Source organism: Prochlorococcus sp. MIT 1342 (assembly GCF_047304495.1).
Classification (GTDB): domain Bacteria; phylum Cyanobacteriota; class Cyanobacteriia; order PCC-6307; family Cyanobiaceae; genus Prochlorococcus; species Prochlorococcus marinus_D.
In genome coordinates this window covers 1169334-1183291 of sequence record NZ_CP138957.1, presented here as the reverse complement: position 1 = coordinate 1183291, position 13958 = coordinate 1169334, and the positions used below count along the sequence as shown (strand labels likewise).

Sequence of the window (13958 nt, the reverse complement as noted above, 5' to 3'; positions counted from 1 at the left end):
GAAACCTCTTGAACTAACCAACATGCAATGCCGCTGTTGGATGTTGCGGCTACTGACTCGAGCAAAACAACTTGGCGATCTTGGAGACGTTCCTGTGAGTGCCGTAGTGCTGGATGCCGATGGCCGCTGTATCGGACATGGCAGCAACCAAAGGCATCGAAGACGTGATCCATTAGGCCATGCAGAACTGATTGCACTCCGACAGGCTGCCTGGCTCAGAAGTGATTGGCGATTTAATGACTGCACCCTGATTGTCACTCTGGAACCCTGCCCGATGTGCGCGGGAGCACTAACACAAGCGCGCATGGGCCAGGTGATCTTTGCTGCACACGACCCCAAACGAGGCGGGCTTGGTAGCACAATCAATCTGGGGGAACACCCCAGTGCACATCATAAAATGCGTGTTCTTGGCGGTGTAATGGAAGTTCAAGCCAGGCAGCAGCTAGAAGCCTGGTTCAAGCAGCAACGGCAACGTTTTCACGAAAACGAGGTAACTCTGACTCGAACAGATTGAGCAACAGCTCAACGTTTTTAGGGGTGGAGTTGTATCCCATCAAGCCAATCCTCCAGATCTTGCCAGCCAAGCTTCCTAAGCCGCCGCCGATTTCAATGCCGTGCTCATTCAGCAAATGCAGACGGAAGGCATTGCCATCAACTCCATTAGGAATGCAAACAGTTGTGATTGTGGGCAAACGCAAGGCTTCAGGTACATGCAACTCCAAACCAAGACTCTCGAGCCCTGCCCAGAGCACTTCGGCATTGCAGCGATGACGATCCCAAGCGTTTTCAAGGCCCTCATCCGCAAGTAATCGCAGCGCTTCACGCATCCCAAAGTTCATATTGACCGGCGCAGTGTGGTGATAAACCCTGTCGCTTCCCCAATACTGATTCAGCAGCGACACGTCTAGATACCAATTGGGCACCTTGCTACTACGGGCCGCAAGCTTCTCTTCGGCGCGGGGTCCCATGGTGAAAGGGCCAAGACCAGGAGGGCAGCTGAGCCCCTTTTGGCTGCAGCTGTAAGACAGATCAACCTTCCATTGATCCAGAAAAACCGGCACAGCGCCTAAGGAGGTGACCGTATCAAGCAGTAAGAGGCAATCGTGCTTATGGCAAAGATCGCCGACACCATCCATTGGCTGACAAACCCCAGTGGATGTTTCTGCATGCACTAGAGCCAGAATTGCTGGGCGATGCTCGATCAAAGCTGCTTCTAGCTCTGCAAGGGAAAAGGCTTCTCCCCAGGGTTTTTCAATCAACTGAACATTGGCTCGATAGCGAGCAGCCATATCGGCAAGGCGATTGCCGAAATAACCGTTTACCGCAACCAATACCGTGTCACCAGGTTCAACGGTATTGGCCAAGGTCGCCTCCATGGCAGCACTACCAGTACCGCTCATCGGCAGTGTGAAACGGTTGTCGGTTTGCCAGGTGTAGCGGAGCAACTCCTGAACCTCACCCATCAATTTCAGATAAAGGGGATCAAGGTGGCCAATCGGAGAGCGCGCAAGTGCCTGAAGCACCTTGGGATCGGCATTTGAGGGCCCAGGCCCAAATAGCAAGCGGGTAGGCGTGGCAATCGGTTCGAGAACCGTCTTATGAGATTGGTCAACCTGGGGAAGGGTTTGCGTCGTCGCCAAGGCCCTTGGTTAGTTCAATTATCTAGAGCCTAAGCAGTCACCCTTCATCCCCGGGACTTTTTTGAGGGATTGCAACGGCAACCAAGCAGGTCAATCAATAGCGAGGGCAATAAAAAAATACTGATTTTTTTTTTGCGTCTCTTGGCAGCAGAAGGGAAGAAAGTAAAAAAACGCTAGCTCGTCTGGCAAAGTCCCTTTGAAGCCTGATTCCCATTTACTGAAAGCAGGCTTCAAAACAGTTCATGCAGATCGAGCGAAGGCTGAAAGAAAATGGTTGTAGCAACCAATCAACCCTGTGATGAGATCAGCCATTGAGGACGAATGGACGACTTGGACGAGTTGAGGGATATAGAAGCTAAACAATCAAAATCAGTGATCAAGCCATAAAGTTCTCCCAGACTTAGATCAGCTCAAGCTGACAGAAACGGTTACGGAATCCACCCAGAAAGGAAACAAGGCTTCATTAGAAGGTACCTGTTGCTACAAAAAGGAGGCCATGCGGCTGATTACGGTCGCTCTCTTATCGCCGGCTCGGCCTCATCTTCGCCATGGGCAAATCACCCCAAGACGTCCTCCGCCAGATCAAGGACGAGGGCATTGAACTGATTGACCTCAAGTTTACTGATCTGCACGGCAAGTGGCAGCACCTCACCGTTTGTTCAGACTTGATTGATGAGGAAGCCTTCACTAATGGATTGGCTTTCGATGGATCTTCCATCCGTGGATGGAAGGCCATCAATGAATCAGATATGGATATGGTGCCCGACGCCAGTACGGCCTGGATCGACCCCTTTTATCGCCACAAGACTCTTAGCTTGATCTGTTCCATTCGGGAACCTCGTAGCGGTGAGCCCTATGCCAGATGCCCCAGGGCGCTTGCCCAAAAAGCCCTCGGTTACTTAGCCGGCACCGGCCTGGCCGATACTGCCTTTTTCGGCCCTGAGCCAGAGTTTTTCATCTTTGACGACGTCCGCTACAACTCTGGCGAAGGTGGTTGCTTCTACAGCGTTGACACGATTGAGGCCCCTTGGAATAGCGGTCGCATTGAAGAAGGCGGCAACCTTGCCTACAAGATCCAACTGAAAGAGGGCTACTTTCCGGTTCCACCCAACGACACCGCCCAGGACATTCGTTCCGAAATGCTGCTGTTGATGGGGCAATTAGGAATCCCGATGGAGAAGCACCACCATGAAGTTGCTGGTGCTGGCCAACATGAATTGGGGATGAAGTTCGCTGAGCTGATTGAAGCTGCGGACAACGTGATGATTTACAAGTACATCGTCAGGAATGTTGCACGTAAATACGGCAAAACGGCAACATTTATGCCCAAGCCGGTGTTCAACGACAACGGCACCGGGATGCATGTTCACCAGAGCCTCTTTAAAGGAGGCCAACCCCTGTTCTTTGGAGAAGGCACCTACGCCAACTTGTCACAGACGGCTCGCTGGTATATCGGCGGCATCCTTAAGCATGCTCCCTCCTTCCTGGCTTTCACAAACCCCACAACCAATAGCTACAAGCGTTTGGTGCCAGGTTTTGAAGCTCCTGTAAACCTTGTTTATTCCCAGGGCAATAGGTCTGCAGCTGTTCGCATTCCGCTCACTGGCCCAAACCCGAAAGCGAAGCGTCTTGAATTCCGCCCAGGCGATGCCTTGGCCAATCCTTATCTAGCTTTCAGCGCAATGATGATGGCGGGCGTTGACGGCATTAAAAACCAAATTGACCCTGGCGATGGTTTCGATGAGGATCTATTTGAACTACCAGAAGAACGCCTTGCCAGCATCCCCACAGTGCCAGCTTCACTTAATGGTGCGCTCGAAGCGTTAAATGCAGACAAGAACTACCTCATGGAAGGGGGAGTCTTCACCGAAGACTTCATTGACAACTGGATTGACATCAAATACGAAGAGGTGCAGCAATTGCGTCAACGGCCTCATCCCCATGAGTTCACCATGTATTACGACGCATGAGGTTGGGTGAAAAGATCACCATCTGTTTGAAAAATAGGGAAAGTTATTCATTTAAACTAATTTTCAAGTCCCCGCAATCTAGGCGGGGACTTTTTAATGACTTAGTATTCAGGAAAATATGGCTTGTTTTAAAGAAATTTCCTCCGATGCACTTTGACTATTGAAAGGAATTAGAATTTAATGGCTATGAATGCTTGTTCGTGGGACATGCATTGACAGCATGTTGTGATGCTTAATTGCTAGCATTAGTGTGTAAATAGTAAGCCATCTAAAATTAATATCAACTGCATTTTGCAGCAGAAGATTGAATGGAGCACTCATTCCTTTAGCTCAAGCTAAATGGTTAAGTCGAATACCATGAGTTCTTATGATTTGCAACCATTAAGTAATGGACAAGCTTGAGAAGAAACGTCTTCGTAGTCAATGACAGAAACAGCTAATAAATCATCCAATAATGCGGATACGGTTGTTTGTATGAACAACTTTACGGCTTCAAGTAGATTTTGACTTTGCTGAGCTTTTGAATTACTACATTCAAACTTTAAATTTATCAAGCTGCCTAGTCTAGAAAGGTAGTTGTATATCTATTCTGTGTCTGCTTACGCCTATTTCCTTGATGCAATCCAACAAAAAGACTTTCTCAATTCAAGAGAGAAAGGGTCCGTTGTTGTTATTCACCTTCCTGGCTCAGGGATGTGCAAGGGGGATGTGGAAGTGGTTAATTCTAAATGCAATACCAAATATATCTATAAATCCAAAAAGCTTATGGACATAAAATTGGCCAGCATGAAGTTGCAGTCGTGATTGACTTGTGTTGCCAATCATCAATAAATGACAGCCTCATAACAAGCGAATATTGTTGGATGATTACGCCCAACTATCCATGATCTGTTTAACAACCACCTTCTCCATTCCAACCTGCAAAACCACCACAAGTGGCAGAGCCAACAACACCCCTGGTAGACCCAATAAGGCGCCCAAGCTCAATTGAGCCATTAACGCCACGGTGGGAAGCAGGTTGACCGTACGCCGCAATAACAGCGGGGTGAGCAAAAACGCCTCAAGATTCTGCAAAATCAGCCGCAATACCAGAACTTGCAGCATTAGTAGGGGTGAAACAAGCAGTGCCATGGCCAATGGCAGCAGGGAGGCGGCCGTTGGCCCAATGGTGGGGACGAAGGTCAGCAAGCCACAGACCAATGCACTCAATAGGGCCAGAGGAACCTTGAGCAGTGCAAGCCCTGCCCAAGTGAGCACAAACACGCTGCTGGCTGAGATCGTCATCCCAGCAAGCCAGCCACCAAGAGCCAAACGGCATTGATCAAGCAATTCAGCCATCTCCTGTCGCGCAGGCCGAGGCGTTGCAGCAATCACCATTTGGCGATGGGATACAGGATCTAGCGCTAGCAAGACAGCCAGCAGGCTCATCAACAACAACTGAATCAGGCTGTTGGCGGCCCCGCCTGCCACGCCAAGCAATTGCGAGCCCAAGGGTTGGATCCGATCCCAGCTGAACTGTTCGGCAAAAGACTCTTCCAGATTCATCAGTCGCGGGTTGCTGACCAGCATCGATTTCAGCTTGGTCACCAGAGTGGGTACGAGGTTGCCCAACTCTTGAACCTGGGTGATCAACTCAGGCACCAGCAGCTGGAAAACCAAGGCACCGCCAAGCAGCAGCACCACCAGCACCACTGCTAGCGAAAGGGGACGAGGCCAGGAGAGGCGGTCCTGAAGTTTCTCAATTAGGACATCAAGTGCTACTGCTAATACCACTGCTCCAAACAGCACTAACAACACCCAACGCAGCTGCCAGGTGAGCAAAGCCAGCACCACCAGAGTGAGTGCGACAAGAAGGGTGCGGGCATTCATGGCGCCAATCGCTTTTTCTTCCAGGGATCAAGCAAATCGTGGATGACCACCTCGCGAATCAACACTTGCAGCACGACAGCGAGTGGCAGCGCCAACAGCAGGCCAAGAGGACCAAATACCACTGTGAAGACAAACTGGGCTGTGAGAGTCAGCCCGGGCAACAATTTCACCTGGTGATGCATCACTGATGGAGTGATCACATAACTTTCCAGGTTCTGAATCACCACATAGAGCCCAAGCACAGCGACTGCTTTCCAGGGTGCATCAAGTAGCGCTACCGACATCGGAAAGATCGTGCTCAAGGTTGGCCCTACATTTGGGATCACGTTGAGCATCCCAGCAAGCAAGGCATTCGCCATCACCAGCTTGATCCCAAGTAGTGAAAGGCCGATTGCGGCAAGCAGGGCCACACAAAAGGAACTGATCAGTACACCCACCATCCAGCTGCTCAGCGCATCTCCGCATTGGCTCAGGATCGAACGGGCTCGTCGCCTATAAAACGAAGGCAATAACGAGATGGCTACATCTCTGTATGCCGTCGGTTGCACCGCCACCATCAAGCTCATTGCCAACACAAACAGGAGTTGCACCAAGCCGCTGCCGAGGTTGCCTGCAAGGCCCAGAAGGCCTTGCAGGCCTTCCCTCACTCCTGAGGCCAAGCTTGCACCATCTGGTAATGCGTTTAACCCATTTGCAAACAGCTGTTCTTCCCAGCCACTCTTGTTGTTGTCAACTCCGTAGACCATTGCAGAGGTTTGGTTGATGGCGCCGATGGCCAGCTTCCAGAGTTCCTTCGCTGCTGAAGGAAGTTGTAAAAGCAATTGTTGGAATTGCTCTGTAAAGGGGGGCACCACAATGGCGGTCGCCATACTCACAACAAGCACAAGACCGACCAAGCAGATCAGGAGGGCCATGCTGCGAGGCATGGGTTTCCTTGAGCGCAGCTCACCTACCAGAGTGCAGAGAGCCATGGCAAGAACAACGCCTGCAAAGAGGTGGATCAGCACCTCTCTAAGGCTCCAAAACAGCACACCCGTGGCCATCAGAGCAGCCAGAGCAAGCCATTGGGAAAATTTCACCCGTGTTCAGGCGGCAGCCTTTGCATTCTCGCCTTAGCTTTGGGAGTAACCCAGACCGTTGCAAGCTGCATAGCGTTTGGCAAAACGCATGAAGCGTTCAAAATCCTCTTCTGATTTCCAGACGTAGGTGACTTCAAGTGCGCTTGGTTTGCCATTCACAAAACGTGCATTCACCTCACGCGTCACGAGTTCGCCTTCTTCGTCGATCATGAACATGCCGGTGATACCTGCCCACGTTTCCGGGGCCATGATCTCTGGCTGATCAAAGACAAAAAGAGCTCTGCCGGTACGGCCGTCACTACTGCGTGTGAGTTTGATGTCGGGAACGACAGGTTCATCAACACCACGTGTGAACTGAATTGCCGCAGTTTTGTTCGATTTAGCCATTGATCTCTACGACAAGATATGGATCTTACGTTGAGTTCATAACCAGCTGTGGCTTGGGGCTTGATCTAACAAGCTCTCGTTCAATCAACATCTCAACGGCTTTGGTTGTGTTCAGTCCGCAAAGATCCACGCTTTGTCTTTGAGGGGTCCTGCTTAGTTCGTAGTCATAGCAACGGTCGTAGTAATCCAACATGGCGCGACAGGCTTGGTCCCAGTTCTTAAGAGCGATTGCATCCAAGGCCTGTCGTGTGCGCTGTGGGCCTAAACGGCGGCTGATGCGTTGGGTCGCTTCCTGCAAAGACTCACGGCCATGCTGGCCATACACATCAACTAGTTGAGCAACCCGTTCATCAAGTGAACGGTTGATCTCCAGCACTGGTGCCATTTGCATCTGATGGAAAAGTGCTCTGGGGATTCTGCAGCAACCCACCTGTGAACTTTCCGCTTCCAGCCAGATTTCATCAGCAGAACTGTTTTGACAGCGCTGTAAATCTTCGGCAAGGAGATTTTCGTAATGTTCAGTGCTTGGTTGTGGGGGTAAGCCCAACCCACCAAAGCTGCTGCCCCGATGGTTTGCCAAACCTTCAAGGTTGACGACAGCGACCCCTCGTTGTGCCATGGCAATGAGCAGATTAGTCTTGCCCGTGCCTGTTCTTCCACCGAGTAATCGCAAAGGCCATGTTTGCTCAAATTGTTGCAGCACCCATCGCCGATAGCTCTTGTATCCACCCTCCAGAAGCACAGGCTTGAGATCCAGAAGACCCGCTAGCCAAGCAACACTCGCGGAGCGCATGCCTCCTCGCCAGCAGTAAATGCGTAGATCAGATGCAGAGGCGTCTTCTGATTCAGTGGTTGGATCTCTGCTGAGTTTCGCCAGGGCTTCAGCAAGACCTGACAGCTTTGGACCTGTGAACTCAAGACCCAGCTTGATCGCTTGCTGACGACCTTTTTTTTTGTAAGTGATGCCGACCGCCGCCCGTTGCTCATCGCTGAAGAGAGCAATGTTGATCGCACCTGGCCAATGTCCCTTATTGAATTCAGCTGGGCTGCGAACGTCCACAACCGGACCATTGGCCTGACGGAATCTTTCGATCGAGTAAGGAGTATGTGTACCCATTCCTGACATAGTGGGCCAGCGGCGAGCCAGAAGAGCCGGTTTCGATCCATGATCTCCGGTCCCCCCCCCTCCACCAACCAGAGCGTTGAAGAACTACTGGAACGATTTACCAGTGGTTCAAAGCGTCAACGGCTCAGCTTGGTGCCAACGATTGAAGAACGGGCAGAAGAGCTGGCTGCATTAGCTCAAGCAGCTCTTGCCTCTTTTGACCCAGACGGAGACGACTGGGCTGCAGGATGGATTCTGCAAGTTTTTCAGCGTCATCAGCCGCAGGTTTTGCCCAGCCTGTTGAGCAGTGAGTCGAGTGGCTGGTTCTCGACCCCATCAGCAGTGGGGATCGACTATGAGCCTTTGCAACGTGACCTACTAGCCGAAAACTTTGAGGAGGCAGATCGCTTCACCAGTGCAACGCTGCGCAAGCTCGCAGGACCTGGAGCCGAGCAGCGCGGTTACGTGTACTTCAGTGAGGTGCATGCGATCAATGGCCTCGACCTGGTCACAATCGATCGTCTCTGGACTGCATATTCACAAGGAAGGTTTGGGTTTACGACCCAAGCGCGCTTGCTGAACGCTCTCGATGGCAGGTATCACAGCCTCTGGGCTCGTATTGGTTGGAAACAGGATGGAACATGGACACGTTATCCAGGCTCCTTTACCTGGTCTCTCTCTGCCCCTGAGGGGCATATGCCTTTAATTAATCAGCTACGGGGTGTGCGCTTAATGGATGCGGTGCTGCATCATCCATCACTTGCAGCCCGCCGTTAGAGCAGATTTCAGCTTTAGGCATCGGCCTAGAGCACGCGAAGGGTTATGGTCAAAACAGGTCTGAATGGTCCTGATGCCTTCCTGGTCACGGGCAGCTTCTAGGCTTCTATTCAGCGTTAGCCCTCAAGGGGTGGCTCCGCTGTTTCGTTGGGCTGATTTCATTCTTCCTTCAACTCTGCAGCTCACTCCTTTGCTGGAGATCCTGCTTGAACCTGTTGCCTGTCATGACACCAGCTATCGCCTACAGCTTGGATTGCAGGAGGCATTGGTTAATGCAGTGCAACATGGCAATTGCGGAGATCCAGGCAAATCTCTTCGAGTTCGTCGAATCTTTACGCCTAACTGGATGATTTGGCAGATCCAGGATGAAGGGATCGGTGTACCGCTCAATGCTCGAGTTGGTTGCCTTCCAGCTCAACTCGAAGCCAACAGTGGACGTGGCATGTTTCTGATTTATCAGTGTTTTGATGATGTGCGCTGGAGCCAGCGCGGCAATCGCTTGCAGCTCGCTTGTCGTCGGCCGAAAAGCAGTTGAGACTGCTGACAGCGTATAAACTTGAATGCTCTTAATCATAAGAGCTAATAATTAGAAGCGAAGCCGAGGTGCACTTGGAGGTGCATTTGCCTTTTGATTAAACAAGAAAGCGGATCAATTCATTGTTTCAATTGACAGTAAAAGTAGTATCCACCTGATTCTCACTTTTTAATCAGTATTTCAGCGCTTTAACAGCTTCATTCATCGATAGACCACTTCTATTTGAAGCAGGCCTCCCCTCTAGCTAATCGGTATTTTTTGCAAGGCTATAGCTGACTAAAAGCTTTTTTTAATAGAGACTAAGCATGGACTTAGTGGACTTTTTGAAAGTAAGCTTGACGTTGGCAAGTGGCCTGCCAATATTTTTAAACAGAGAACTATTTTCTCTATCCAGGCCTTGCTTTTGTTAGGCTTAATCGGCAAAAAGTAAAGCAATCATCTCTTCTATGATCATTTCCATAGAGCCGTATGAATGCAAAAAGAGCCTAAGCGAAATTTCGATCATTCAGCATGAAATAGCGCCTTCATGATTCAATCTGCCAAAGTTTATCAAAATGTTCCCTTCCATAACATGAGCAAATTGATCAAACGTTGTTTCGTCTTGTTTTCTTCTCTTTAAAAGAGATAAAGTCATCATGCCTGCTGTTTGAACAAGGTGCTCACTTCTCGCTGATGCATGCGTTTTGTTGATGTTGAGATCTCACTGACCGGACTACCTTTGTGACTTGATCAGCATTGACGGTTTTGATTACACCAGTATCAATACAAGCGACCTGAAATAGAGACGGGTCAGGACCTCTAGCTCCAGAGACAATATGAATCACTTCTCCCATCCACCAACTCTCCGTTGCAGGACCTTCACTCTCTTGAACGATCACCACATCTCCACAGGTAACAGCAAGGAAGATTGATTCCTCTTGCAAAAAGCCTGGACCTACTTCTGCGGCCCTCGTTAGCGACGTCAACCTGCCCCGTGCTAGTACATCTGTTCTAACACGGGTATCGCGCTTTGCCTGGTTGAGTGATTGTGGGTTGCTTCGATCGCTGCAGGCCCAACCAACGGCCTGAATGGGAAGTTCTGATGCAGGTTTGCATGAGCATTAGGGCCATTGCTGCAAAGGCCATTCCTGTTGCAAGAACCGTCTTAATCCCTGCCGCAACCAGGAGCTTTCAGTTCGCGCCTTAGCCAGCGCAGGCTTTGATCGGTAAGGGCCTCAACATCAGAGCGTTCTCCACCTTGAAGCAGCTGGACTAAGGCTCCAGCAAGAAGCTCTGCAGCTCTGCGGTCGGCATCTCCTTTTTGTTGATGCCAGTTGTGATCATTGAGGCTTAACTGAGCATGAAGCTCCATGGCCTGGCGTTGGACCTCAATTGGCCACTCAGCTTGCTTGACTCCCATCTTTATCAGCGGATCACTTGGTCTATTTTGCTTGTGATAGTAAAAGCCGTCTGAATGGTGATACGGTCACGTCAGGTTCGACTCCGTTGGCTGCATGGGCTGTCAAGGCTGATGCTTTTGGGGCAGCGCCAGGACAGACTGAAAAGATCTCCCAAGATGCTGGCAGCAAGACGGAGCAAACAGAGGAGGCAGCTCGCGCGTCAGATACTGGAAATACCTTCAGAGCAATGGTTGCGGCCTAAGTCGTCTGGCGAGTGGATTTGGCGGGCCCTGCGTTGGGGTGGACCTGGAGTTGCCCTTGGTTGGTGGCTCAGCCAGAGCGGGTAATTGCGTTTGAATTCAGATCAAACGGCTGTTAGTAGATCCTGCTCGACTACTACAAGTGACTTAGAGATAGATATCTGGAATGGCATGCTCCAGAGGAGGCAGTGGCATCTCGCTAGGGTTTGAAGTCTGTTGACCGCGCATCCAAGCATTACGAAGAGATTGCCGTCGTTGATCTTCTGCAAGGACCAGTCGGTCTGCAGCGGCTGATGGGCTTTCACCGTGAAGTAATGCCGTTCGCAGGCAAATTCCCAACCCTTGTGCCTCGACTTGCACTTTGCCTTCCATTAAGACAATTTGGAAGGTCCATCCCTGTAACCACCGCAGTTGAAAGGGATTACTCATGTTGTCCCTTCAGGAAAAAATACACCGGATTTTGCATCTAACAAGAGCACCCTATTTGTGAGACTCGATTGAACTACCGAGTGTCAGGAAACCCGCTTAAGCGTTGTTTTGGGGCGGTTTGAAAGCAGTCCAAACTCGTGTCATGAAGTGAGACTCGGCAGCAATGCCCTCAAAACCGCTTGCTTGGAAACGTGCCTCAATGTTGTCGGAGATGTAATCGCGGTAGTACGGCTCATGAAATATCCGCCGGAAGTTCTCCATGGCAGGGATGAACTTGGGCGAGTCTTCCATTTGTACAGAATCTGCTAGGACCAAAACTCCGCCTGGTTCGAGCACGCGCCAGCATTCGTCAAGAACATTTTGCCGGGCCGAGCTCGGTAATTCGTGAAACAGGAAAACGCACGTGATGCCTTGCACACTTTGATCAGCAAACGGCAGCTGTTCAGCATTACCGCGCACCAGTTGCGCGAGTTCTCCATTGCGGCTATTGAGCGAGCGGCTGGCCTGACGTAAATAAGCTGCTGATAGATCCAACCCCAGCAGTTCAACTTTGGGTAGGGCGCTGCGAATCTGTTGCAGGGTTCGACCGGTTCCGGTTGCGACATCCAACACCCGAAGACTGGCGGAGCTGCGGTTTTGGAAGCGTTTCAGCCCGCGCTTGAGAGGCGCTAAAACCCTGCGCCGCATGGAGTCTGCAGTGCCGTTAAAGAGAATCTCTACCTGCAGGTCATAAAGTTCTGCAGAGTGGTCGCTTAGATAGCCATCGGTTTGATGATGAAAGTTTTGCAGGTAGTAATCGGGATAGATCTCTGAATCGACATCGTTTGGCAGATCATGAATATTGCGTGCCTTGCGCCGCTGCCATGTCGAGGGAAGATCTAACCAGACCAAGGGGTAACGGCTCGCCCATTCCAACCACGGAGCTTCAAAGAGCTGCGTTTTTGGATAAATGCCTTGTTCAGCTTCATGCCAGTCAAGTTGCTCGAGAGCTGACATTGAGCTGCGCAGCTCCATCAGCAATTCTCGCGGAATCGGTTCAATGCTTGGCATCGCATCAGGTGCCAGCAATTCCATCAGCTTTGTGCTCAATTCCTTGTGGGCCAGGCCCGCAAGAGTCTTGCTCTGCTGCAGGGTTTGATAAGCGAACTTGGTGAGGCTTGGCTGCGCCATGAACCTGATTTGGGTGTGCTCTATGTCAGCGGATCAGCCTTGCAATTGCTGAGATCTCAGATTATAAGCCTTGCCTATTCAATTAAGGATCTATGACAATGCATGTGAAATGCTTCGCGAAGCTTTCGCTTGTGATTGCTTTAAGCCTAATTTCTTGTTGATTAATCCAACAGATTAGGATCCAGTTACGAAGAATGATCAATGGCTAAAGGCCTAATCGTAAGGATGTTTCGTATTAATCATTGGAAGCATCTATTGATTTGTTGCTAATCAATTGGCCTTTGTGATTAATGCTATTAGAAAGAAGATTGGCGATCTAAATGCATCTTAAAGGCACAGGTCTTAATATTAAAGAATAATGCAAGTCAAAGGCTATATCAATAATGTCTGTGATGCGTTGCAGTGAATATCTTTGTAAGCTTATATAGAGCATTCGGTTGATATCAGAAGGAATGAAGAGATGAGCCAAATCGCGAAAGGTTCTTTGGCTAGATCAGTTTAAATTGCTACTCGTCCACAATTTTATAGCCAGGGACGCTCGTCTGCAGTTTGATTATTGAGCACTCCATCAGCCTGCTGAAGGTCTTTACTTTCTAAAGCCTGAGCTTGTTTTTTGAGGTTGTCCATTGTGATAGAGAATCCAGCTTCTTTGGCAAGCACCACAAACCAATGAGTGTCAACACGTTGTGCTTCAAGCTTCTGCTGAAGCACCGGATCTGATGCAACTTTGGAAAGCAACGCTTTAAGATCCTCCTCTGGCATGTTGATCAAAGAATGAAGAAGACAATGATTTTACTATAAATGGGAAATACTCTCGAAGAGAATCATATAAGTTGTTCATGTTTGCAGAGAATTTTGCTATTGATATCTTGCTTGGCTGGCCGATGTGCTTAGAAATAGTGCAAACCTGCTTTGCTTAGCTTCCTGCGAAGCTCTGTCATTGAGCTTCTGTGGAGTTCATCCCTTTTTCAATGTTGAAGGCTGTCCTGAAATAGGTCTCCTTGAATGAAAGAACACCATTGGGGCTGATTTCCTATTCTTGTGGTTGCATGAGAAACGTTTGCAGTTAGGCGCTTGTGGATCTTGTGGCTAACCATTCTCGCGCATTGAGAAATTGGCTGAGGTGATGCATCCGACCAATCTTCAGCTTTGAAGGTGGCATATGGAGACGAAACATGCGCCATGAATCGAAAGCGGTACACATGTACTAGCGTGCCAGTATCGCCTTGTCAACTCCAGCTGTCACTCCGCTCTCAAGCCAGGTCTGAATGGCTACGCCAGCCCATTGGTGCAGAACCCGTCCTTGCTGATTTCGTAAGAGAGGCCAGATCTTGCAGAGGGGCATCCCACGGGCCCCA

15 protein-coding genes are annotated in these 13958 nt (G+C 50.0%); 5 read left to right on the top strand and 10 right to left on the bottom strand.

The genetic code is table 11. The features are described from left to right. The first annotated feature begins 22 nt into the window (after positions 1–22). Positions 23–514, top strand: coding sequence for a nucleoside deaminase (locus tag SIB79_RS06175; RefSeq protein ID WP_063404113.1), 492 nt, complete (start codon positions 23–25; stop codon positions 512–514). Here SIB79_RS06175 and SIB79_RS06170 read toward each other — a convergent pair. Beyond that, positions 456–1640 carry a pyridoxal-phosphate-dependent aminotransferase family protein gene (locus SIB79_RS06170; RefSeq protein WP_063403891.1) on the bottom strand — a complete coding sequence of 395 codons (1185 nt, stop codon included), beginning with the start codon at positions 1638–1640 and terminating at the stop codon, positions 456–458. The genes SIB79_RS06175 and SIB79_RS06170 overlap by 59 nt on opposite strands. Before the next feature lie 548 nt (positions 1641–2188). Here SIB79_RS06170 and glnA point away from each other — a divergent pair. Next, positions 2189–3610, top strand: coding sequence for a type I glutamate--ammonia ligase (gene glnA / locus SIB79_RS06165; RefSeq protein WP_063403892.1), 1422 nt, complete (start codon positions 2189–2191; stop codon positions 3608–3610). Positions 3611–4477: 867 nt separating this feature from the next. On the opposite strand, the gene SIB79_RS06160 is transcribed toward glnA, so the two are convergent. Genes SIB79_RS06160 through mnmH form a run of 4 tightly spaced genes read right to left on the bottom strand, consistent with a single transcriptional unit; the run spans position 4478 to position 8071 of the window. Continuing rightward, the gene (locus SIB79_RS06160) at positions 4478–5479 is read right to left on the bottom strand and encodes an AI-2E family transporter (RefSeq protein ID WP_063403894.1); all 1002 of its coding nucleotides are present in this window, start codon (positions 5477–5479) and stop codon (positions 4478–4480) included. Next, a complete protein-coding gene (locus SIB79_RS06155) occupies positions 5476–6558 on the bottom strand; it encodes an AI-2E family transporter (RefSeq protein WP_063403895.1) in 1083 nt (360 codons plus the stop codon). Before SIB79_RS06155 ends, SIB79_RS06160 begins: the two co-directional genes overlap by 4 nt. Positions 6559–6591: 33 nt before the next feature. After that, positions 6592–6945 carry a photosystem II reaction center protein Psb28 gene (psb28, locus tag SIB79_RS06150; RefSeq protein ID WP_063403896.1) on the bottom strand — a complete coding sequence of 118 codons (354 nt, stop codon included), beginning with the start codon at positions 6943–6945 and terminating at the stop codon, positions 6592–6594. A gap of 25 nt (positions 6946–6970) precedes the next feature. Next, on the bottom strand, positions 6971–8071 hold the full coding sequence (gene mnmH, locus SIB79_RS06145) for a tRNA 2-selenouridine(34) synthase MnmH (RefSeq protein ID WP_063403897.1): 1101 nt from the start codon (positions 8069–8071) through the stop codon (positions 6971–6973). A gap of 39 nt (positions 8072–8110) precedes the next feature. Between mnmH and SIB79_RS06140 the strand changes: the two genes are divergently transcribed. Both SIB79_RS06140 and SIB79_RS06135 read left to right on the top strand, forming a co-directional pair. Then, on the top strand, positions 8111–8827 hold the full coding sequence (locus tag SIB79_RS06140) for a GUN4 domain-containing protein (protein ID WP_011129985.1): 717 nt from the start codon (positions 8111–8113) through the stop codon (positions 8825–8827). Positions 8828–8891: 64 nt separating this feature from the next. Beyond that, the gene (locus SIB79_RS06135; RefSeq protein WP_155724660.1) at positions 8892–9362 is read left to right on the top strand and encodes an ATP-binding protein; all 471 of its coding nucleotides are present in this window, start codon (positions 8892–8894) and stop codon (positions 9360–9362) included. A gap of 659 nt (positions 9363–10021) precedes the next feature. Here SIB79_RS06135 and SIB79_RS06130 read toward each other — a convergent pair. Continuing rightward, positions 10022–10327: a DUF3104 domain-containing protein gene (locus tag SIB79_RS06130; RefSeq protein ID WP_074161341.1), complete on the bottom strand. Its 306-nt coding sequence runs from the start codon at positions 10325–10327 to the stop codon at positions 10022–10024. Positions 10328–10506: 179 nt separating this feature from the next. Then, a complete protein-coding gene (locus SIB79_RS06125) occupies positions 10507–10761 on the bottom strand; it encodes a DUF6439 family protein (protein ID WP_063403898.1) in 255 nt (84 codons plus the stop codon). A gap of 54 nt (positions 10762–10815) precedes the next feature. Here SIB79_RS06125 and SIB79_RS06120 point away from each other — a divergent pair, with 54 nt between their 5' ends. Then, entirely contained in the window at positions 10816–11088 is a 273-nt protein-coding gene (locus tag SIB79_RS06120) for a hypothetical protein (RefSeq protein ID WP_074161342.1), read from the top strand. Between the two features lie 60 nt (positions 11089–11148). Here SIB79_RS06120 and SIB79_RS06115 read toward each other — a convergent pair whose 3' ends face one another. From SIB79_RS06115 to SIB79_RS06105, 3 genes are all read right to left on the bottom strand, one after another. Continuing rightward, positions 11149–11430: a hypothetical protein gene (locus tag SIB79_RS06115; protein WP_063403899.1), complete on the bottom strand. Its 282-nt coding sequence runs from the start codon at positions 11428–11430 to the stop codon at positions 11149–11151. A gap of 96 nt (positions 11431–11526) precedes the next feature. Further along, on the bottom strand, positions 11527–12600 hold the full coding sequence (locus SIB79_RS06110) for a class I SAM-dependent methyltransferase (RefSeq protein ID WP_063403900.1): 1074 nt from the start codon (positions 12598–12600) through the stop codon (positions 11527–11529). A gap of 522 nt (positions 12601–13122) precedes the next feature. Beyond that, a complete protein-coding gene (locus SIB79_RS06105; protein ID WP_063403901.1) occupies positions 13123–13362 on the bottom strand; it encodes a Nif11-like leader peptide family natural product precursor in 240 nt (79 codons plus the stop codon). Between the last annotated feature and the right edge of the window lie 596 nt (positions 13363–13958).

Bases quoted from the DNA above. Each gene is read 5' to 3' on its own strand.
- SIB79_RS06105 (WP_063403901.1), bottom strand. From the start codon at position 13,362: ATGCCAGAGGAGGATCTTAAAGCGTTGCTTTCCAAAGTTGCATCAGAT.
- SIB79_RS06125 (WP_063403898.1), bottom strand. From the start codon at position 10,761: ATGGGAGTCAAGCAAGCTGAGTGGCCAATTGAGGTCCAACGCCAGGCC.
- SIB79_RS06175 (WP_063404113.1), top strand. From the start codon at position 23: ATGCAATGCCGCTGTTGGATGTTGCGGCTACTGACTCGAGCAAAACAA.
- SIB79_RS06120 (WP_074161342.1), top strand. From the start codon at position 10,816: ATGGTGATACGGTCACGTCAGGTTCGACTCCGTTGGCTGCATGGGCTG.
- SIB79_RS06135 (WP_155724660.1), top strand. From the start codon at position 8,892: ATGGTCCTGATGCCTTCCTGGTCACGGGCAGCTTCTAGGCTTCTATTC.
- SIB79_RS06115 (WP_063403899.1), bottom strand. From the start codon at position 11,430: ATGAGTAATCCCTTTCAACTGCGGTGGTTACAGGGATGGACCTTCCAA.
- SIB79_RS06160 (WP_063403894.1), bottom strand. From the start codon at position 5,479: ATGAATGCCCGCACCCTTCTTGTCGCACTCACTCTGGTGGTGCTGGCT.
- psb28 (WP_063403896.1), bottom strand. From the start codon at position 6,945: ATGGCTAAATCGAACAAAACTGCGGCAATTCAGTTCACACGTGGTGTT.
- mnmH (WP_063403897.1), bottom strand. From the start codon at position 8,071: ATGTCAGGAATGGGTACACATACTCCTTACTCGATCGAAAGATTCCGT.
- glnA (WP_063403892.1), top strand. From the start codon at position 2,189: ATGGGCAAATCACCCCAAGACGTCCTCCGCCAGATCAAGGACGAGGGC.
- SIB79_RS06140 (WP_011129985.1), top strand. From the start codon at position 8,111: ATGATCTCCGGTCCCCCCCCCTCCACCAACCAGAGCGTTGAAGAACTA.
- SIB79_RS06110 (WP_063403900.1), bottom strand. From the start codon at position 12,600: ATGGCGCAGCCAAGCCTCACCAAGTTCGCTTATCAAACCCTGCAGCAG.